This window comes from Microbacterium sp. B35-30 (genome assembly GCF_010634855.1).
Taxonomy (GTDB): domain Bacteria; phylum Actinomycetota; class Actinomycetes; order Actinomycetales; family Microbacteriaceae; genus Microbacterium.
In genome coordinates this window covers 1-19,052 of record NZ_MWLQ01000023.1, presented here as the reverse complement: position 1 = coordinate 19,052, position 19,052 = coordinate 1, and the positions used below count along the sequence as shown (strand labels likewise).

General features: G+C 69.9%; 17 protein-coding genes. 12 read left to right on the top strand and 5 right to left on the bottom strand.

Annotated features, from left to right (window positions below; genetic code table 11):
• Window positions 1-49 precede the first annotated feature (49 nt).
• The 3 genes from B2K11_RS13480 to B2K11_RS13470 form a co-directional block, all read right to left on the bottom strand.
• Entirely contained in the window at window positions 50-868 is an 819-nt protein-coding gene (locus B2K11_RS13480) for an ABC transporter ATP-binding protein (RefSeq protein ID WP_163618810.1), read from the bottom strand.
• 457 nt (window positions 869-1,325) lie between these two features.
• Window positions 1,326-1,979: a response regulator transcription factor gene (locus tag B2K11_RS13475; RefSeq protein WP_163618809.1), complete on the bottom strand. Its 654-nt coding sequence runs from the start codon at window positions 1,977-1,979 to the stop codon at window positions 1,326-1,328.
• Complete coding sequence (locus B2K11_RS13470; RefSeq protein WP_163618808.1) at window positions 1,976-3,193, bottom strand: histidine kinase; 1,218 nt, start codon at window positions 3,191-3,193, stop codon at window positions 1,976-1,978. Before B2K11_RS13470 ends, B2K11_RS13475 begins: the two co-directional genes overlap by 4 nt.
• 272 nt (window positions 3,194-3,465) lie before the next feature.
• On the opposite strand from B2K11_RS13470, the gene B2K11_RS13465 reads away from it, so the two are divergent.
• The 9 genes from B2K11_RS13465 to B2K11_RS13425 all read left to right on the top strand — a co-directional run bounded on the left by B2K11_RS13465 (window position 3,466) and on the right by B2K11_RS13425 (window position 13,896).
• Window positions 3,466-4,314: a nitrilase-related carbon-nitrogen hydrolase gene (locus tag B2K11_RS13465; RefSeq protein WP_163618807.1), complete on the top strand. Its 849-nt coding sequence runs from the start codon at window positions 3,466-3,468 to the stop codon at window positions 4,312-4,314.
• Between the two features lie 115 nt (window positions 4,315-4,429).
• The gene (gene hydA, locus B2K11_RS13460) at window positions 4,430-5,863 is read left to right on the top strand and encodes a dihydropyrimidinase (RefSeq protein WP_163618806.1); all 1,434 of its coding nucleotides are present in this window, start codon (window positions 4,430-4,432) and stop codon (window positions 5,861-5,863) included.
• A 121-nt stretch (window positions 5,864-5,984) separates the two neighbouring features.
• Window positions 5,985-7,001, top strand: a complete 1,017-nt coding sequence (locus B2K11_RS13455) for a TIGR03842 family LLM class F420-dependent oxidoreductase (protein WP_163618805.1) — start codon at window positions 5,985-5,987, stop codon at window positions 6,999-7,001.
• A 10-nt stretch (window positions 7,002-7,011) separates the two neighbouring features.
• Window positions 7,012-7,941 carry an ABC transporter permease subunit gene (locus B2K11_RS13450; RefSeq protein WP_163618804.1) on the top strand — a complete coding sequence of 310 codons (930 nt, stop codon included), beginning with the start codon at window positions 7,012-7,014 and terminating at the stop codon, window positions 7,939-7,941.
• The gene (locus B2K11_RS13445) at window positions 7,938-8,729 is read left to right on the top strand and encodes an ABC transporter ATP-binding protein (RefSeq protein ID WP_163618803.1); all 792 of its coding nucleotides are present in this window, start codon (window positions 7,938-7,940) and stop codon (window positions 8,727-8,729) included. Before B2K11_RS13450 ends, B2K11_RS13445 begins: the two co-directional genes overlap by 4 nt.
• The gene (locus tag B2K11_RS13440) at window positions 8,726-9,559 is read left to right on the top strand and encodes an ABC transporter permease subunit (RefSeq protein WP_163618802.1); all 834 of its coding nucleotides are present in this window, start codon (window positions 8,726-8,728) and stop codon (window positions 9,557-9,559) included. Before B2K11_RS13445 ends, B2K11_RS13440 begins: the two co-directional genes overlap by 4 nt.
• 55 nt (window positions 9,560-9,614) lie before the next feature.
• Window positions 9,615-10,805 (top strand): ABC transporter substrate-binding protein, encoded by a 1,191-nt coding sequence (locus B2K11_RS13435; RefSeq protein WP_163618801.1) that lies wholly within the window; start codon window positions 9,615-9,617, stop codon window positions 10,803-10,805.
• A gap of 174 nt (window positions 10,806-10,979) precedes the next feature.
• Window positions 10,980-12,296, top strand: coding sequence for an aspartate aminotransferase family protein (locus B2K11_RS13430; protein ID WP_163618800.1), 1,317 nt, complete (start codon window positions 10,980-10,982; stop codon window positions 12,294-12,296).
• Between the two features lie 67 nt (window positions 12,297-12,363).
• Window positions 12,364-13,896, top strand: coding sequence for a CoA-acylating methylmalonate-semialdehyde dehydrogenase (locus tag B2K11_RS13425; protein WP_163618799.1), 1,533 nt, complete (start codon window positions 12,364-12,366; stop codon window positions 13,894-13,896).
• Window positions 13,897-14,025: 129 nt separating this feature from the next.
• Here B2K11_RS13425 and B2K11_RS13420 read toward each other — a convergent pair whose 3' ends face one another.
• Window positions 14,026-15,000 carry a diacylglycerol kinase family protein gene (locus tag B2K11_RS13420; RefSeq protein WP_239526051.1) on the bottom strand — a complete coding sequence of 325 codons (975 nt, stop codon included), beginning with the start codon at window positions 14,998-15,000 and terminating at the stop codon, window positions 14,026-14,028.
• 22 nt (window positions 15,001-15,022) lie between these two features.
• Entirely contained in the window at window positions 15,023-15,493 is a 471-nt protein-coding gene (locus B2K11_RS13415; RefSeq protein WP_163618798.1) for an Lrp/AsnC family transcriptional regulator, read from the bottom strand.
• A gap of 125 nt (window positions 15,494-15,618) precedes the next feature.
• Between B2K11_RS13415 and B2K11_RS13410 the strand changes: the two genes are divergently transcribed.
• The 3 genes from B2K11_RS13410 to B2K11_RS13400 all read left to right on the top strand — a co-directional run bounded on the left by B2K11_RS13410 (window position 15,619) and on the right by B2K11_RS13400 (window position 18,976).
• A complete protein-coding gene (locus B2K11_RS13410) occupies window positions 15,619-17,058 on the top strand; it encodes a DUF6421 family protein (protein WP_163618797.1) in 1,440 nt (479 codons plus the stop codon).
• Window positions 17,059-17,133: 75 nt separating this feature from the next.
• Window positions 17,134-17,844 carry an SDR family oxidoreductase gene (locus tag B2K11_RS13405; RefSeq protein ID WP_163618796.1) on the top strand — a complete coding sequence of 237 codons (711 nt, stop codon included), beginning with the start codon at window positions 17,134-17,136 and terminating at the stop codon, window positions 17,842-17,844.
• 61 nt (window positions 17,845-17,905) lie between these two features.
• On the top strand, window positions 17,906-18,976 hold the full coding sequence (locus B2K11_RS13400; protein ID WP_163618795.1) for a low specificity L-threonine aldolase: 1,071 nt from the start codon (window positions 17,906-17,908) through the stop codon (window positions 18,974-18,976).
• Window positions 18,977-19,052: the final 76 nt, after the last annotated feature.

The following is a 19,052-nucleotide window of genomic DNA, read 5'->3' as shown; positions in this document are numbered from 1 at the left end:
ATGACGGATGCCTCGAGCCCAGGCGGGCGCTCAGTCGTGGCGACGGAGCTCACGACGTCACCTCCGCGACCCGGTGGCCTACGGCCGACGACGCGGGAACCGGCGCCCCCGCGGTCAGCTCGGACGCGAGCATGTACGCCGAGATCTCCTCGGCGCTCTGGCGCGGCTTGTCGGCGACGATGCGCCCGTCGCCGAGGAACAGCACGCGGTCGGCGTGGGAGGCGGCGACCGGGTCGTGCGTGACCATCGCGATCGATTGGCCGTGCTCGCGCGTGGCGGCGGCGAGCAGGGCGAGCACCTCACGGCCCGACCGCGAGTCGAGGTTGCCGGTCGGCTCGTCGGCGAACACCAGGTCGGGCGCGGTCGCGAGGGCGCGGGCGATCGCCACGCGCTGCTGCTGCCCGCCCGACAGCTGGTGCGGCCGGTGCCCGAGGCGGCTCGTGAGGCCGAGGCGCTCGATGAGCCCGTCGATGCGCGCTCGCTCGAGCGCCGTGGGCCGGCGCCCGTCGAGGTCGAACGGCAGCAGGATGTTGCCGAGGGCATCGAGGGTCGGCACGAGGTTGAACGCCTGGAACACGAAGCCGACACGACGCCGGCGCAGGATGGTGAGCTCCAGGTCGGAGAGCCCGGTGATGTCGGTGTCGCCGATCCAGGCGCGGCCGGAGCTGGGCGCGTCGAGGCCGGCCATGATGTGCATGAGCGTGGACTTGCCCGAGCCCGACGGGCCCATGATCGCGGTGAACTCGCCGCGGCGGATGCCGACGCTCACCCCGTCGAGCGCATGCACCGTGCTCTCGCCGGTGCCATAGGTCTTGCTGAGCTGCTGCACCCGGGCGGCGAGGCCCAAGTCGGTCGATGAGAGTTCCATGCCTACGACGGTATGGACGGCCCCCGGTCTCCCGCGTCGGCCCGGCGAGGCATCCGTGTACATCTGGAGGATGACTTCGCAAGGGCCTCGGTCGTCGAGAGGCTCGAGGCGTTTCGTCTCGGTCGCTGGCGCTCCCTCGCTCAACGACCGGAACCTTCCCCCAGTCGTTGAGCGAGCGAAGAACGAGCGAGACGAAACGTGGTGAGACGGTGATGCGAGGCGCTACCGCGTTTCGTCTCGGTCGCTGGCGCTCCCTCGCTCAACGACCGGAACCTTCCCCCAGTCGTTGAGCGAGCGAAGAACGAGCGAGACGAAACGTGGTGGGACGGTGGTGCGAGGCGCTACCGCGTTTCGTCTCGGTCGCTGGCGCTCCCTCGCTCAACGACCGGAACCTTCCCCCGGTCGTTGAGCGAGCGAGGAACGAGCGAGACGAAACGTGGGACGGTGGTGCGTGGCCCTACGCCAGGCCGTGCTCGAACGCGAACACGACGAGCTGCACGCGGTCGCGCAGCCCGAGCTTCGTGAGGATGCGGCTGATGTGCGTCTTCACGGTGGCCTCAGAGAGGAACTCGCGCGCCGCGATCTCGGCGTTCGAGAGCCCGCGCGCGGCGAGCGCGAAGATCTCGCGCTCACGGTCGGTGAGGTCGCCGTAGGACGGGGGCACCGGCTGCGGCGCGGCATCCGTGAAGCGCTCGAAGAGCTCGCGGGTGGCGGATGCCGCGATCACGGCTGATCCGGCGTGCACCGTGCGGATCGCGGCGAGGAGGAACTCGGGGTCGGCGTCCTTGAGGAGGAACCCGCTGGCGCCCTGCCGGATGGCCCGGGCCGCCGCCTCGTCGAGGTCGAAGGTCGTGAGCATCACGATGCGCGGCGACGGCACTCCCGGCTCCGGGGTGTCGGCGAGGAGCTCCGCGGTGGCCGCGAGGCCGTCCAGGACCGGCATGCGGATGTCCATGAGCACCACGTCCGGCCGCGACCGGCGCACCGCATCGATCCCCTCACGGCCGTCAGGGGCCTCGGCGACGACCTCCAGGTCGGGCTGCGAGTCGATGAGCATGCGGATGCCGGCGCGGAACAGCGCCTGGTCGTCGACCAGCACGACGCGGATCATGCGAGATCTCCGATCGGGATGTGCGCGCGCACGGTGAAGGCGCCGAACTCGTCGGCCGCGTCGAGCCTGCCGCCGGCGAGCTGCGCACGCTCGCGCATGCCGATGAGCCCATGGCCGAACCGCCCCGGCTGGGTGCCTGGAACGATCGGGTTGCGCACATCGAGCTCGACGCGGTCCGCCAGCCATCCCAGGTGCACGTCGACGGGGCCGCCGGGAGCGCCATGGCGGAGGGCGTTCGTCAGCGCCTCCTGAAGGATGCGGTAGACGGCGAGCTGCACGGCGGCCGCCGGCTCGCCCTCTGCTGGACGGCCCTCTGCCGAACTGGGCTGCGGCGCGGGATCGACGTCGACCCGCAACTGCACCCCGGCCGCGCGCACCTGCGCGTAGAGCTCCTCCAGGTCGCCGATCGTCGGCTGCGGCCCGTCGCCCTGGCGGTGCCTGAGCTGACCGAGCAGCAGCCGCACGTCGGCGAGCGCCGAACGGGCGGTGGTCGAGATCGTCGCCAGCGCGTCTGTGGCGACTGCGGGATCCGCCGCGGCGGCATAGCGCGCACCGTCGGCCTGGGCGATCACGACGGCGAGCGAATGCGCCACCACGTCGTGCATGTCCCGGGCGATGCGCACGCGCTCCTGCTCCGCGACCGTCTCGGCTTCGGCGCGCTGCTGCGCCTCGCGATTCTCCCGCGCCCTCACCGCGGTGCGCACGAGGGCGCCCACGGTCCACGAGAGCCCGAGGGCGAACGCGGCCGCGACGAGCAGCACGAGAGCCAGCGGCAGCGTCTCCCACGACAGCCCGCCCCCCGCGAACACCGGCCCGGCGAAGAGGTAGACCGTGATCACCAGGGCTCCGACGATCGCCGACGCGAAGCCCGCCCAGTACACCAGCCGCGACCCGTACGCGGCGGTGGCGTACAGCACGGCGCAGATCGCGACGTCCGAGAAGCTCGGCGGACGGCCGAGACCCATCTGCACCAGGGCGCCGATCCACGCGATGCCCAGGGCGAGCGCGGGCGAGAGTCGGCGGAGCGCCAGCGCCGCGCTGAACAGGCCCGCGACGAGCAGCCCGAATACGGTGTGCCCCTCCGCGCCGAATCCGTACTCCACGCCGAACGCACCGGTCGCCATGACCGCCTCGAGGGGCCAGGCGATGAGCAGGAAGACCAGCGCGACCGACAGGTCGGCGACGAGCTGGTACGTCTTCAGGCGGCGGAACACCGTTTCACGTTACGGGAAGCCCTGTGGGGCGGCATCCGTCCGGAGATGTACGACGGATGCCGCGGCATCCACCCCGCGATCGATCGAAAGGTCGGCCGAACCAACCATTGCGCCGCACCGGGTCAGGCTTTACTGTCGCGTCACAGGCCGAAACCGACGGGAAACGTCGGGTCGACAGGATCGGGGTGCAGGGTCGCCGCGGGAGCGGACCCCGCCGGTCCCACCCGAGGGACGAGGAACACGGCACGCGCCGGTTCACGAACGGAGAGACGATGACGACGGTACGCGCGGCGATTTCACAGACCACGTGGACGGGCGACAAAGAGTCGATGCTCGACAAGCACGAAGGGTTCGCGCGCGATGCCGCAGCCCAGGGTGCGCAGGTGGTGTGCTTCCAGGAGCTCTTCTACGGGCCCTACTTCGGCATCACCCAGGACAAGAAGTACTACCGCTTCGCCGAGCCGGTGGACGGCCCGATCGTGCAGCGGTTCGCCGCGTTGGCCAAGGAGCTCGGGATCGTGATGGTGCTCCCGATCTACGAGGAGGCCGAGACGGGCGTCTACTACAACACCGCGGTGCTGGTGGATGCCGACGGCACCATCCTCGGCAGCTACCGCAAGCACCACCTGCCGCACCTCGACCGCTTCTGGGAGAAGTTCTACTTCCGCCCCGGCAACCTCGGGTACCCCGTCTTCGACACCGCCGTCGGACGCGTCGGCATGTACATCTGCTACGACCGGCACTTCCCCGAAGGCTGGCGCGAGCTCGGCCTCGCCGACGCGCATATGGTCTTCAACCCCAACGCCACGAAGCCCGGGCTCTCCAACCGGCTCTGGGAGGTCGAGGGTCCGGCGGCGGCCGTCGCCAACGGCTACTTCGTGCTGCAGCCCAACCGCGTGGGCCGCGAAGACAACGAGTACGGCGACCTCGCGGTCGACTTCTACGGCACGAGCCAGGTGATCGACCCCCGGGGGAACTTCGTCGGCGAGCGCGGCTCGGGCGACCAGGAGGAGCTGCTGGTGCGCGACCTCGACCTCGAGATGGTGCGCGAGATGCGCGACGACTGGCAGTTCTACCGCGACCGCCGGCCCGACTCGTACACGCGGATCGCGAAGCCGTGACCGATATGCGGTCGTTGAGCGAGCGAGGAACGATCGAGACAAAGCGGCCCGAGCGCACGGATGACGCGTTTCGTCTCGCTTCGCTCGCTCAACGACGGGGATCAAGGGAGATGCAATGACCACCACACTCATCACCGGCGGGACCGTCGTCTCGGCGACCGGGCGCGGCGAAGCCGACGTTCTCATCGACGGCGAGACGATCGCCGCCGTGCTCGCGCCCGGCTCGCAGCTTCTCGGGACGGATGTCGCGGCATCCGTCGACACCGTCATCGACGCGACCGGCAAGTACGTGATCCCCGGCGGCATCGACGCGCACACGCATATGGAACTGCCTTTCGGCGGCACGAACGCGTCCGACACGTTCGAGACGGGCACCCGGGCGGCGGCCTGGGGCGGCACGACGTCGATCATCGACTTCGCGGTGCAGCGCTACGGCGAGCGCGTGCAGGACGGCCTGGCTGCCTGGCATGAGAAGGCCGCCGGCAACTGCGCGATCGACTACGGGTTCCACCAGATCGTCGGCGGCGTCGACGACGACTCGCTTGCCGCGATGCGGGGGCTCCTCGACGAGGGCATCTCGAGCTTCAAGCTCTTCATGGCCTACCCCGGCGTCTTCTACTCCGACGACGCTCAGGTGCTGAAGGCGATGCAGGTGTCGGCCGAGACGGGCCTGCTCACCATGATGCACGCCGAGAACGGCCCGGCGATCGACGTGCTCGCGGCGCAGCTGGCCGAAGCCGGCAAGAAGGCGCCGTACTACCACGGCATCGCGCGCGCCTGGCAGATGGAAGAAGAGGCCACGCACCGCGCGATCATGCTGGCGAACCTCACCGGCGCGCCGCTCTACACGGTGCACGTGAGCGCCAAGCAGGCGGTCGACCAGATCGCATGGGCGCGCGACCAGGGCTGGAACGTGTTCGGCGAGACGTGCCCGCAGTACCTCTACCTGTCGCTCGAGGAGCAGCTCGGGGCCTTCAGTGAGGAGTGGGGGCAGTTCGAGGGCGCCAAGTGGGTGTGCTCAACGCCGCTGCGCAGCAGCAAGGAGGGCCACCAGCACCACATGTGGCAGGCGCTGCGCACCAACGACATCCAGATGGTGTCGACCGACCACTGCCCGTTCTGCATGAAGGGCCAGAAGGAGCTCGGCAAGGACGACTTCCGTGCCATCCCCAACGGCATCGGCTCGGTCGAGCACCGCATGGACCTCATGTACCAGGGGGTCGTGACCGGCAAGATCACGCTGGAGCGGTGGGTGGAGCTCACCTCGACGACGCCCGCGCGCATGTTCGGGCTCTACGGCCGCAAGGGCGTGATCCAGCCGGGCGCGGACGGCGACGTCGTCGTCTACGACCCGGACGGGCACACCAGCATCTCCGCGGCATCCCACCACATGAACATGGACCACTCCGCGTGGGAGGGCTATGAGATCGACGGGCACGTCGACACCGTGATCTCGCGCGGCAAGGTCGTGGTCGACGGCGGACAGTACCTCGGCGCCAAGGGCGACGGCCGCTTCCTCAAGCGCGGCCTCTCGCAGTACCTCATCTGACCATGACGCGTCTCGTCTCTGCGTTTCGTCTCGCTTCGCACGCTCAACGACCGGCATGTCTCGCGGTCGTTGAGCGAGCGAGGAACGAGCGAGACGAAACGCGTCCGGAATAGGAGCACACATGGACTTCGGAGTCGTTCTGCAGACCAATCCGCCGGCCGCGCGCACGGTGCAGCTCGCCCGGCTCGCCGAGGCGCACGGGTTCAGCCACGTGTGGACGTTCGACTCGCACCTGCTGTGGCAGGAGCCCTACGTCATCCACTCCGCGATTCTCGCCGAGACCAAGCGGGTCACGGTGGGGCCGTTCGTGACGAACCCGGCGACGCGCGATTGGACGGTCACGGCATCTGTCTTCGCCACGCTCAACGAGATGTACGGCAACCGCACGATCTGCGGCATCGGGCGCGGTGACTCGGCTGTGCGGGTCACCAACGGCAAGCCGGTGACGATGGCCGAGCTGCGCGAGTCGATCCACGTCATCCGCGAGCTCGCGAACTCGCGTGCGGTCGAGTACAAGGGTGCGACGCTGCAGTTCCCGTGGAGCCGCGGCTCCGAGCTCGACGTCTGGGTCGCGGCTTACGGGCCGATGGCCCTCAAGCTCACCGGCGAGGTGGGCGACGGCTTCATCCTGCAGCTCGCCGACGTCGACATCGCCGCCTGGATGATCAAGACGGTGAAGGATGCCGCAGCCGCCGCCGGCCGCGACCCCGAGGCCCTCGCCTTCTGCGTCGCGGCGCCGATGTACATCGGCGACGACCGGGACCACATGCGGGACCAGTGCCGCTGGTTCGGCGGGATGGTCGGCAACCACGTCGCCGACATCGTCGCGAAGTACGGCGAGCATGGCGCGGTCCCCGACGCGCTGACCGACTACATCGCCGGCCGCCAGGGCTACGACTACAACACCCACGGCAGGGCCGACAACGACCACGTCGACTTCGTGCCCGACGAGATCGTGGAGCGCTTCTGCATCCTCGGCACCGCCGACGAGCACATCGCCAAGCTCGAGCAGCTGCGCGAGCTGGGCGTGACGCAGTTCGCCGGCTATCTCCAGCACGACAACAAGGAGGAGACGCTGCGCGTCTACGGCGAGACCGTGATCCCCGCGCTCCAGACCCACGTGGCCGCGAAGAAGTGAGGTCTGCGGCATGAGACCGATCGGCTGGTCGGCCCGAAGGCAGGGAGAGCTTCGCGGCTGGATCGCCGCGGGCTGGGGAGCCCTCGGCGTGCTCGCTGTGCTCGTGCTGTGGGAGCTGTACAAGTTCCTCGGGCCCCGCGAAGGATTCGTGGTCGGGGCGGTGGACGGCGAGTCGGGGTCGGGCGTCATGATCCTGCCGCGCGCCCATGATCGGGCGATGCCGCACGTCTGGGACATGGTCGCCCGCCTGTTCGCACCGACGAGCGGCGGCGACACCCCGCCGCTGTGGGTCTCGGTCGCCGGTGCCGCCCTCCTGACGCTCGGCATCGCCGCCGTCGGCTGGCTGATCGGCGTCGCCGTCGGTGCGGTGCTCGGTCTCGTGATGCAGCGCTGGCGCCTGCTGGAATGGGGCCTGCTCCCCTGGATCGTGGTCAGCCAGATCGTGCCGCTGATCGCGTTCGCCCCGGTCGTCAACGCGATCGGCAATCAGATCGACCGCGGCGGCGGCACGTGGCCGCAGTGGCTGTCGGTCGCCGTCATCGCGTCGTACCTCGCGTTCTTCCCCGTGGCCGTCGGCGTGCTGCACGGTCTCGCCTCGCCGGACCGCATCCATCTCGACCTCATGAACAGCTACGCCGCCGGCTACTGGCCGACCCTCCTCAGGCTGCGGCTGCCCGCCGCGGTGCCGCACCTGCTGCCCGCGCTGCGGCTCGCCGCCGCGAACGCCGTGCTCGGCGCGGTCGTCGCCGAGGTCTCGATCGGCATGCGCGGCGGCATCGGCCGCATGCTCATCCAGCTCGCGGGTCAGGCCTCGAGCGACCCCGCCGCGCCGTGGGGGCCGACGTTCGGCTCGATCGCCCTCGGCCTCATCGCCGCCGGCTCGGTCGCGCTGATCGGGCTCGGACTCGCCAACTACCGCAGAGGAGAGGCCACCGCATGACGGACCTTGCCGTGCACGCAGCCGGAGTCGGGAAGGTGTTCCCGACGAAGACCGGGGAGGTCGTCGCGCTCACCGAGGTCGAGCTCGAGGTCGCCGCGGGCGAGTTCGTCTCGCTCATCGGCCCTTCGGGCTGCGGCAAGTCCACGCTCCTGCGCCTGATCGCCGACCTCGACCAGGCCACCACCGGCACCCTCGAGATCTTCGGCAAGCCCGCCAAGCGCGCCCGGATCGACCAGGACTACGGCATCGCCTTCCAACAGGCAGGGCTCCTGCCGTGGCGCACGGTGGCCGCCAACATCGGACTGCCGCTCGAGCTGCACGGCACCGGCAAGGCCGAGCGGGCGACCCGCGTCGCCGAGCTCGCCGAGCTGGTCGGTCTGTCGGACTTCGTCGACCGGTACCCCGACCAGCTGTCGGGCGGAATGCAGCAGCGCGTCGCCATCGCTCGCGCACTCGCCGCGCGGCCGAAGCTCCTGCTCATGGACGAGCCGTTCGGCGCGCTCGACGAGATGACGCGCGAGCGACTGCAGTCCGAGCTCACGCGCATCGCGGCCGAGACCTCCGCCGCGGTGGTGTTCGTCACGCACTCGATCCCGGAGGCCGTCTTCCTGTCCGACCGCGTCGTGGTGATGAGCCCGCGTCCCGGCCGCATCACCGACGTCATCGAGACGGGCCTCGGCGACCAGCGGGACGAGGCGCTGCGCGAGTCCCCCGCGTTCTTCGACCGCGTGACCGCCGTCCGCGAGGCGCTGCACGGCTCCCCGGTCGCGAGAGCGAGTGAGTCATGACGGATGCCGCGACCACGATGCTGCCCGCCCCGCCGACGCCGGCGGGCGCGGCGCCGGCGCCCGGCGAGCGCGAGCTTCCGGACTGGCTGCGATGGGTGGCGCCCGTCGTGGTCGGCATCCTGATCCTCGCCGTCTGGATCTTCTGGGTCGACGTGCTCGGCACCGCGCCCCGGATGCTGCCGAGCCCGATCGCCATCGCCGAGGAATTCGTCCGGCGGTTCCCGATCATCCTCGAGGACATGTCGATCACCGCCACGAACGCGCTCATCGGCCTGGCCGTGGGTTCGCTCCTCGCCCTCGTCTTCGCGGGGCTCGCCGCGGCCGCCCGGCCGATCGACGGCATGCTGGCGCCGCTCGTGTCTGCCCTGGCAGTGATCCCGATCGTCGCCGTCACGCCGATCCTCAACACCATGTTCGGCGCGTCGAGCCAGTTCGGGCGCCAGGCGGTGGCGACGATCGCCGCCTTCATCCCGGTGTTCGTCAACGTGCTCCGCGGCCTCCGCCAGACCCGCCCCGTGCACCGCGACCTGCTGCGCTCGTCCGCGGCATCCGGCTTCCAGACGTTCCGGGTGCTCACCCTGCCCACCGCCCTCCCCTACCTGATGACGGGCCTGCGCATCGCGAGCTCGCTCGCCGTGATCGCCGCGCTGGTCGCCGAGTACTTCGGCGGTCCCGCCGACGGCATCGGCACCGCCATCGCGACCTACGCCAAGTCCGGCCGCGCCGCGCTCGCGTGGGCGTACGTCCTCGGCGGCATCATCATCGGCCTCGTGTTCTTCCTCGCGACCTCGCTCCTCGAGCGGCTGGCGACGAGGCGGTCGCCGGCCTGACCGGCGGGTTCGACAAGCTCCACACCAAGCAACCGCACCACACGAAAGGAACGCAATGAGACACAGCAACTCACGCAGCCCGGGCATCCGACGTGGGCTGGCCGCGGCATCCGTCGCGACAGTCGCGGCCCTCGCGCTCGCCGCCTGTTCCGGCGCGAGCGACGACAACGGCGGCGACACCGGCGAGGACTTCGAGCCGCTCACATCGATCAAGCTGCAGCTGCAATGGCTGCCGCAGGCACAGTTCGCGGGATATTACGTGGCCCAGGAACAGGGCTACTTCGAGGAGGAGGGCTTCGACGACGTCGAGATCCTGCCGTCCGGCGGCGACATCGTCCCGCAGGACGCGCTCGTGGCGGGCGACGCGGACTTCGCGATCGCCTGGGTGCCCAAGGTGCTCGGCACTCTCGAGGCGACCGGCGTCGAGCTCACCGACATCGCGCAGGTGTTCCAGAAGTCGGGCACCCTGCAGGTGGCGTGGAAGGGCGACGGCGTCACCTCGGTCGCCGACTTCGAGGGCAAGCGGATCGGCTCGTGGGGCTTCGGCAACGAGTGGGAGATCTTCGCGGCCATGGCCGCCGAGGATCTCGATTCGACCTCCGTGTCGATCACGACCCAGGACTTCTCGATGAACGCCCTGCTCGACCGCGACGTCGACGCCGCGCAGGCCATGACGTACAACGAGTGGGCGCAGATCCTCGAGGTCGTGAACCCCGAGACCGGCGAGCTCTACCAGCCCGAGGACTTCGACGTCATGTCGTACGAAGACACCGAGGGCGCCATGCTCCAGGACGCCATCTGGGCCGACACGCAGCGGCTCGAGGAAGACCCGGCCTACGCCGACGCAGCGGTCCGGTTCCTCAAGGCCGTCACCAAGGGCTGGATCTACGCGCGCGACAACCCCGAAGAGGCCGCGGCGATCGTCTACGACATCGCCTCCAACGCCGAGGCCGCGTTCCCCGTGGGTCCCGTGCACCAGTTGTGGCAGATGAACGAGGTCAACAAGCTCATCTGGACGGGCGCCGACTTCGGGCTCGTCGACGAGGCCGCCTGGGACAAGACCGTTGCGGCAGCACTGTCGGCCAAGAACCAGGACGACCTCGAGCTCATCACCACCGAGCCGGCCGACTCGGCCTACTCGAACGAGTACATCGAGCAGGCGCTCGCCGAGCTGAAGGACGAGGGCATCGAGGTCGCCGGCGAGTACACGCCGATCGAGGTCACCCTCACCGAGGGCGGCCAGTAGCGGGAAGGGCGTTTCGACTCGCTCCGCTCGCTCAACGACCGGCTCGCGGTCGGTCGTTGAGCGAGCGAGGAACGGGGTCGTTGAGCGAGCTTGCGAGTCGAAACGCAGAGACGAAACGCCCTGGGCCCGCCGAACGCCCTTGACCCGCCGACGGAGAACAGGAAGCGTGGCCGCATGACCGAAGACCTCGACGCCCTCGCGAAGGAGCTCGACCGCGAGCACGTGTTCCACTCCTGGTCCGCGCAGGCGGGGCTCGACCTCCCCGTCATCGCCGGCGGCTCAGGAACGGTGGTGTGGGACCACGCGGGCCGGCGCATGCTCGACTTCTCCAGCCAGCTGGTCAACGTCAACATCGGGCACCAGCATCCTGCCGTCGTCGCGGCCATCCGCGCGCAGGCCGACGAGCTCGCCACCATCGGCCCCGCCACCGCCAACCTCGCCCGCGGGCGCGCGGCGCAGCGCATCCTCGGCAAGGCGCCCGACGGATTCGCGAAGGTCTTCTTCACCAACGGCGGCGCCGACGCGATCGAGAACGCCATCCGCATGGCCCGCCTTCACACCGGCCGCGACACCGTCCTGTCGACGTACCGGTCGTATCACGGCAACACCGGGGCGGCGATCGTCGCGACCGGTGACTGGCGACGGATGCCGAACCAGTTCGCCCGCGGACACGTGCACTTCTTCGGCCCCTACCTGTACCGCTCGGAGTTCTGGGCGACCACCGCCGAGGAGGAGTGCGAGCGGGCGCTGCACCACCTCGAGCGCGTCATCCAGTCGGAGGGCCCCTCGACGATCGCCGCACTGCTGCTCGAGTCGATTCCCGGCACCGCCGGCATCCTGCTCCCGCCCCCCGGCTACCTCGCCGGTGTGCGGGCGCTGGCCGACAAGTACGGCATCGTGCTCATCCTCGACGAGGTCATGGCCGGTTTCGGCCGCACCGGACGCTGGTTCGCGTTCCAGGGCTATGACGTCGTGCCCGATCTCATCACCTTCGCGAAGGGCGTGAACTCCGGCTACGTCCCGGTCGGCGGCGTGATCATCTCGGACGCGATCTCGGCGACGTTCGACGACCGGGTGTTCCCCGGCGGGCTCACCTACTCCGGGCATCCGCTGGCCGCAGCATCCATCATCGCCTCCATCGACGCGATGGAGTCCGAGGGCATCGTCGACAACGCCCGCCGCGTGGGCGAGGACGCGATCGGTCCGGGGCTGCGCGACCTCGCGGCGCGGCATCCGCTCATCGGCGAGGTGCGGGGCGAGGGCGTCTTCTGGGCGCTGGAGCTCGTCTCGGACCGCGAGACGCGCGAGCCCGTGGGCGCGGACGTGATGGGCCGTCTCAAGAAGGCGCTCACTTCACGCGGCCTGCTGCCTTTCGCCGCCGACAACCGCATCCACGTCGTACCGCCCTGCGTGGTGACCGACGGGGAGGTGCAGGAGGCGATAGCGATCTACGATGAAGCCCTGACGAGCGTCGAAGACGACCTCTTCTGACGCGTGCATCCCGCACTGCTGGGCGATCACGAATCGCTCAGGCGGATTCCAAAGGAGGAACACGACAATGACGGACACGATGGAGCACACCGAGACGGTGGATGCAGACACGGCTGTCCTGGATCACTGGGTGAACGGCGCCCCCTGGGCGGGGTCATCCGATCGCACGGGACAGGTGTTCAACCCGGCACTCGGCATCGTGCAGAAGCGGGTGCGGTTCGCCTCGCGGGCCGATGTGGGCGAAGCGGTCGACGCCGCGTCGGCGGCGTGGGCGCTCTGGCGCGACGCGTCGATCGCCAAGCGTCAGGCGGTGCTGTTCAACTTCCGCGAGCTGCTGAATCAGCGCAAGCAGGAGCTCGCCGAGATCCTCACCGCCGAGCACGGCAAGGTGCTCTCGGACGCGCTGGGCGAGATCGCCCGCGGCATGGAGGTCGTCGAGTTCGCGTGCGGGGTGGGGCACCTCACCAAGGGCGCGTACTCCGAGAACGTCTCGACCGGCATCGACGTCTACACGCTCCGCCAGCCGCTGGGCGTGGTCGGCATCATCAGCCCGTTCAACTTCCCCGCGATGGTTCCGCTGTGGTTCTTCTCGGTGGCCCTCGCCGCCGGCAACGCCGTGGTGCTGAAGCCCAGCGAGAAGGACCCGACGGCCGCCAACTGGATGGCTGCGCTGCTGACCGAGGCGGGGCTGCCGGAGGGCGTCTTCAACGTCGTCCACGGCGACAAGGAGGCCGTCGACGCGCTCCTCGAGCACCCGGACGTGCGCGGGATCTCGTTCGTCGGCTCGACGCCGATCGCCAAGTACGTCTACGAGACGGCGACGTCGCACGGCAAGCGCGTGCAGGCGTTCGGCGGCGCGAAGAACCACATGCTGGTGCTGCCGGATGCCGACCTCGACCTCGCCGCGGACGCCGCCGTGAACGCCGGCTTCGGCTCGGCGGGCGAGCGCTGCATGGCGATCTCGGTGGTGCTGGCCGTCGACACGGTGGCTGACGAGTTCGTGCGCAAGGTGTCGGAGCGGATGAAGACGCTCCGCACCGGCGACGGTATGCGCGGGTGCGACATGGGGCCGCTCATCACCGGGCAGCACCGCGACAAGGTCACCTCGTACATCGACGTGGCGGCATCCGACGGAGCCTCGGTGGTCGTCGACGGTCGCGACGTCGACATCGACGGCGACCCGAACGGCTTCTGGCTCGGCCCGACCCTCATCGACAACGTGCCGACGACCTCGTCGGTGTACGCCGACGAGGTGTTCGGCCCGGTGCTGTCCGTGGTGCGGGTCGAGGGCTACGAAGACGGCCTCGACATCATCAACTCGAGCCCGTACGGCAACGGCACGGCCATCTTCACGAACGACGGGGGTGCCGCTCGGCGCTTCCAACACGAGGCGACGGTGGGCATGATCGGCATCAACGTGCCGATTCCGGTGCCCGTGGCATACCACTCGTTCGGCGGCTGGAAGGCGTCGCACTTCGGTGACACGAAGGCGTACGGCCCTCACGCCTTCGAGTTCTTCACCGCCGAGAAGGCCGTCACGTCACGCTGGCTCGACCCGTCGCACGGCGGGATCAACCTGGGCTTCCCGCAGCACGACTGACGGAGGGCGTCGCTTTCGTTCGCTGAGTGGGCGATATCCGGTCGTTGAGCGAGCGAGGAACGAGCGAGACGAAACGCCCTGGGCTGACGTACGACGTCGGCTCAGCGCGTTTCGTCTCGCTTCGCTCGCTCAACGACCGGGCAGCGGTGACGCGAAGACCGTTACCGCGCGGGGAACGGCGACGCAGCGCAGCGTGAAGCCGCCGGGCGACTGCTCCTCGAGCTCGCCGTCATGGACGAAGACCGACGGATGCCCCTCCTCGAGGCGCACCGTCATCTCGAACTCCTCGACGACCAGACGCTCGACGTCCGAGCGGGGCGGCATGAGCCCGACGGCGCGCAGCACGGCCGCCGTGCGCTTCCCGAACGCGAGTGACGCCATCGCGCGCGCCCGCGAACCCCGCGCGTGGTGGATGCGGACGTCGAGCGTCGGCTCCACCAGCGTCTCGCGCTGCATCGTCGCGACCCGCTGGGGGTCGTTGCGGCCGACCCCGACGAACACCGACCACACCTGCGCCCGCCGGCCCTCGCGCGCGATCGTCAGCGACTCCGCCCCTCGCAGCGTCCGCCACGCCGCGACGATCCCGCCGAGCCACTTGCCCAGGGCCGCCCGACGGCGATCCCGCTCGTCGATCAGCTCGGGGTAGGTGCCCACCGACACCGCGTTCAGCGCCAGGATGGGCTCGCCCCCGTCCGCCCGCACCTCGATCGCGCTCACTTCGATCGTCGTGCCGCTCTGGAGCGCGTCGATGGCCGTGTCCACGTCGACGAGGCCCGCCGAGCGGGCGAAGTGGTTGAAGGTGCCCCCGGGCATGACGAGGAGCGGGCGGCCGTGCTGACGGGCGAGCCCCGCCATGCGGGAGACCGAGCCGTCGCCGCCGTAGACGCCCAGGACTGCGGGCGGCGCCTCAGACCCCATCGCAGCGGCGACGACCTCGGCGAGGTCCTCCCCCTCGGCCAGCTCGTGGACGGTGGCCGCGGGCAGGCGCTTGGCGAACGTGTCGGCGGGGTCTGCCCGAACGACGGCGGTGCCGGAGGCCACGTTGCGCACGATGAACACGCCGCTGCCGTCGGCGAACGCAGACGACTCGGGTGAGGTGGGCATGCTCCTGAGGCTACCCGCGCGCTCACGCAGGGAGGACGGGCCTGTTCTCGTAGAAGGTCTGCAGCACGACCGTCGTCCGTGTGTTGACCGATGCGGCCGAGCGGATGTCGCGGATGAGCGATTCAAGATGCCGAGGCGACGCGACCCTGACCAGCAGCATGTAGCTGGCGTCCCCGGCGATCGAGTGGCAGGCCTCGATCTCGGACAGGTGCTCGAGCAGCTCGGGAGCGTTGTCGGGCTGCCCCGGGTCGAGGGGCGTGATCTCGACGAACGCGGCGAGCGGCTTTCCGACGGCTTCGGCGTCGACGAGCGCCCGATAGCCCGTGATGACACCGCGAGCCTCGAGCCGCCGCAGCCGCGTCTGCACCGCCGAGACCGAGAGCCCGACGGCGGCCGACAGCTCGGCCAGCGTGGCCCGGGCGTTGCGCGAGACCTCGCGCACGATCCCCTCGTCGATGTCGTCGTCGAGGCGTGCCGGGCCGTCTTCGCTCATGATCCGAGGCTATCAGCGCGCGCTCGCCGCGACAGGAACTCTTCCTGTCCATGGCATGTTTGACAGGAAGATATCCCGTACAATCGGAACCGAGATCGTCCTCGACTCGCAGATCGGAGGTTCACATGTCCATCCATGCCCGCACCACGCAGGTCATCGTCGGCGAACCCGAGGTCGTCGAGGACGCCGGACTGGCCGAGACGAGTGCGGCGTGGCTGCAGCTCAAGGCGGCGGCGACCGCGCTCCAGGCCCTGCAGGTCAAGGACGGCTCGATTCCGGATGCCGCATCCCACGTCGACGCGCACTCCCACGTCGCCCGCATCATCGCTGGCATCCGCGCCCTCGCCCCCGCGCTGCCGCACGACGCCGAGTACCTCGCCGCATCGGTGCGCGACTTCGAGCGCTGGGCGGGCGAAGGCTTCGGCATCCCGGACTTCCTGGATTCGCTCCAGGCCTTCCAGCCGCAGCAGCACCGGGCCGACGGCATCCGTCATCTCGTCGTGTTCCCGATGTACACCCAGAACGGCTCGCCGAACCGGTGTGTGGAGGCGGTGCTCGTCGAGGTGATCTGGCCCGAGTTCATCGCGCAGCTCGAGGCCGGCGACTACGGCAACAAGCTCTTCGTCTCGCTGCGCTTCCTGGACTTCACCCCGGGCTACGACACCAACAGCGCCGTGCTCTTCCCCGAGACGGTCGCGATGCGCGAGATCCCGCAGTTCACGTGGGGCGCGATCTTCCAGGACCGCGAAGCGGCGCGCTACCGCCGCGTCGTGCGGGCTGCTGCCGAGATCACACGGCTGGATCTGCCCGCCGACGCCGCACGCATGCTCGACGACCAGGCGCTCACCGAGCAGACCTTCGTGATGTGGGACATCATCCACGACCGCACCCACATGCGCGGCGATCTGCCGTTCGACCCCTTCATGATCAAGCAGCGGATGCCGTACTTCCTGTATTCGCTGGAGGAGCTGCGGTGCGACCTCACGGCCTTCCGCGAGTGCGTCGCGATCCAAGGCCGGCTGTCGGCGCGGGTCGATGCACTGTCACTCGGTGAGCCGGTCCAACCGCTGGATGCCGCCGAGACGGAGATGCTCGAGCACGCGAAGCTCGTGCAGTACGCGGTGATCTTCGACCGGATCTTCCGCTTCTCGATCACCGGAACGCGCGTGCGCAACTACGACGGGCTCGGCGGCCAGCTGCTGTTCGCCTGGCTGCACCAGCGGGGCGTGCTGCACTGGACCGACACGGCCCTGTCGTTCGACTGGGAGAACGTGCCCGCCGCGGTCGTCGCACTGGGTGAGGCGATCGACGAGCTCTACTGGCGCTCGATCGACCGGCCGAAGACCGCCCACTGGCTCGCGGCGTACGAACTCGTGCGCGCCACGCTCACGCCGAACCCCGCGTCGGCATGGGCGCGTGGCCTGCCGGACGACATCCTCGCCGGCGCGCCGAAGGGCTACACGGACGCCGTGCTGGACGACGAGTTCCCGCTGTCGATGTTCTTCGAGGCGCTCGACAAGAAGATGAAGCCCGTCATCGAGTCGACGGCCGGGATCACCGGCTGAGCCGCGCCGGGTCGACGGCGCCGAGGACAATCGTTCGGGCGAGACCGGACGATCTCGACGTGGAAGGGTAGGAGCATGAGCGTCGAAGGCAGACTCGTGGTGATCGCCGGCGCGACCAGCACCTCGGGCCTCGCGGCCGCACGCGCCCTGATCGCCGGCGGCGCGCGCGTCGTCGCTGTGGGGCGCGACGAGGGCCGGCTGCGCGAACTCGAAGAGGCCGTCCGAGCGGATGCTGGCATCCTGGCGCAGGACTCGGAAGCGCTGCGCACCGAGGTGTGCGACCTCACGGACGAAGCTGCTGTCACGACGCTCGCGGAGCGCGTGCACGCCGCCGACGGCCCGGTCGACGGCGTGCTGCACCTGGTCGGCGGCTGGCGCGGCGGCGGCGGGCTCGCCGGGCAGAGCGACAACGACTACCGCTTCCTCGAGCGCTCTTTGACGGCACTGCGTCACGTCAGCCGGGCCTTCGACGCCGACCTGCGGGCATCCGTCGCCGGGCGTCTCGCGGTCGTGTCCTCAACCGCGGTGGGGCGTCCGCTCGCGGGCGGCGCGAACTACGCCGCGGTCAAGGCGGCGACCGAGGCGTGGGCGCGCGCGGTCGCGCAGGGGTTCGCGAAGGACGCCCGGGATGCCGGGAAGCCGCTGGCCGCGGCATCCGTCGTCTTCCGTGTGAAGAGCCTCTCGGGACTCGAAGAGGCGCTCGCACAGAGATTCACCGACCTCTGGGCGACCCCCGCCGCCGAGACCAACGACACGATCGTCGAACTCACCGACCCCTCGCTGTGACGGCAGGCTCGACAACCCTGCCGCGCATCGCGCAGCCGCGCGCGAACTAGATTGGACACCCGTGACCACGATCCACGACACGAACCTGCGGGGCTTCGCCTCAGACAACTACTCCGGCATCCACCCCGAGGTGCTCGCGGCCATCGCCGCCGCCAACGACGGCCACCAGGTCGCCTACGGCGAGGACGTCTACACCGAACGGCTGCAGGCGGTCATGGCGCGCCACTTCGGCGAGGGCGTCGAGGCGTATCCGGTGTTCAACGGCACGGGCGCGAACGTCGTCGGCCTGCAGTCGATGCTGCCCCGCTGGGGCGCCGTGATCGCCGCCACCACCGCGCACATCAACGTCGACGAGGGCGGAGCCCCGGAGCGCGTCGGCGGTATCAAGATCCTCAACGTGCCGACCGATGACGGCAAGCTCACGCCGGAGCTCATCGACCGCGAGGCCTGGGGCTGGGGTGACGAGCACCGGGCTCAGCCGCTCGTCGTCTCGATCACGCAGTCGACGGAGCTCGGCACCCTGTACACGGTCGACGAGCTGCGCTCGATCGCCGACCATGTGCACGGCCACGGCATGCATCTGCACATGGACGGCTCGCGCATCTCGAACGCCGCCGCGTCCCTCGACCTCCCCCTCCGTGCGATCACCCGCGACGTGGGCGTCGACGTGCTCAGCTTCGGCGGCACGAAGAACGGCGCGATGCTCGGCGAGGCCATCGTCGTGCTGAACCCCGAGGCGTCGCAGGGCCTGACGTACCTGCGCAAGCTCGACATGCAGCTGTCGTCGAAGATGCGGTTCGTGTCAGCGCAGCTGGTGGCTCTGCTCGAGGGCGATCTGTGGCTCCGCAACGCGTCGCACTCCAACGCCATGGCTCAGCGCCTGCGCGCCGGCGTCGAGGCGGGCCTCGCCGACGGCTCGATCCGCGGTGTGGCGTTCACGCAGCCGACGCAGGCGAACGGCGTCTTCGCCACCCTGCCCGACGGCGTCGCCGACCGCCTGCGCGCCTCGTTCCGCTTCTACGACTGGGATGCCGCGAAGAACGAGGTCCGCTGGATGTGCGCGTTCGACACGTCCGAGAACGACATCGACGCCTTCATCGCTGCGATCGCACGCGAGACCGCCGCCGCCTGACCTGGCTGCCTTCGCCGCACGGTCGTTGAGCGAGCGAGGCGAAACGCCCCGCACCTCCCCCACGGTCGTTGAGCGA

Excerpts from the sequence above, each read along its gene's own strand:
- B2K11_RS13465 (WP_163618807.1), top strand. The coding sequence starts at position 3,466 with ATGACGACGGTACGCGCGGCGATTTCACAGACCACGTGGACGGGCGAC.
- B2K11_RS13455 (WP_163618805.1), top strand. The coding sequence starts at position 5,985 with ATGGACTTCGGAGTCGTTCTGCAGACCAATCCGCCGGCCGCGCGCACG.
- B2K11_RS13420 (WP_239526051.1), bottom strand. The coding sequence starts at position 15,000 with ATGCCCACCTCACCCGAGTCGTCTGCGTTCGCCGACGGCAGCGGCGTG.
- B2K11_RS13405 (WP_163618796.1), top strand. The coding sequence starts at position 17,134 with ATGAGCGTCGAAGGCAGACTCGTGGTGATCGCCGGCGCGACCAGCACC.
- hydA (WP_163618806.1), top strand. The coding sequence starts at position 4,430 with ATGACCACCACACTCATCACCGGCGGGACCGTCGTCTCGGCGACCGGG.
- B2K11_RS13435 (WP_163618801.1), top strand. The coding sequence starts at position 9,615 with ATGAGACACAGCAACTCACGCAGCCCGGGCATCCGACGTGGGCTGGCC.
- B2K11_RS13425 (WP_163618799.1), top strand. The coding sequence starts at position 12,364 with ATGACGGACACGATGGAGCACACCGAGACGGTGGATGCAGACACGGCT.
- B2K11_RS13475 (WP_163618809.1), bottom strand. The coding sequence starts at position 1,979 with ATGATCCGCGTCGTGCTGGTCGACGACCAGGCGCTGTTCCGCGCCGGC.
- B2K11_RS13480 (WP_163618810.1), bottom strand. The coding sequence starts at position 868 with ATGGAACTCTCATCGACCGACTTGGGCCTCGCCGCCCGGGTGCAGCAG.
- B2K11_RS13440 (WP_163618802.1), top strand. The coding sequence starts at position 8,726 with ATGACGGATGCCGCGACCACGATGCTGCCCGCCCCGCCGACGCCGGCG.
- B2K11_RS13430 (WP_163618800.1), top strand. The coding sequence starts at position 10,980 with ATGACCGAAGACCTCGACGCCCTCGCGAAGGAGCTCGACCGCGAGCAC.
- B2K11_RS13450 (WP_163618804.1), top strand. The coding sequence starts at position 7,012 with ATGAGACCGATCGGCTGGTCGGCCCGAAGGCAGGGAGAGCTTCGCGGC.
- B2K11_RS13410 (WP_163618797.1), top strand. The coding sequence starts at position 15,619 with ATGTCCATCCATGCCCGCACCACGCAGGTCATCGTCGGCGAACCCGAG.
- B2K11_RS13415 (WP_163618798.1), bottom strand. The coding sequence starts at position 15,493 with ATGAGCGAAGACGGCCCGGCACGCCTCGACGACGACATCGACGAGGGG.
- B2K11_RS13445 (WP_163618803.1), top strand. The coding sequence starts at position 7,938 with ATGACGGACCTTGCCGTGCACGCAGCCGGAGTCGGGAAGGTGTTCCCG.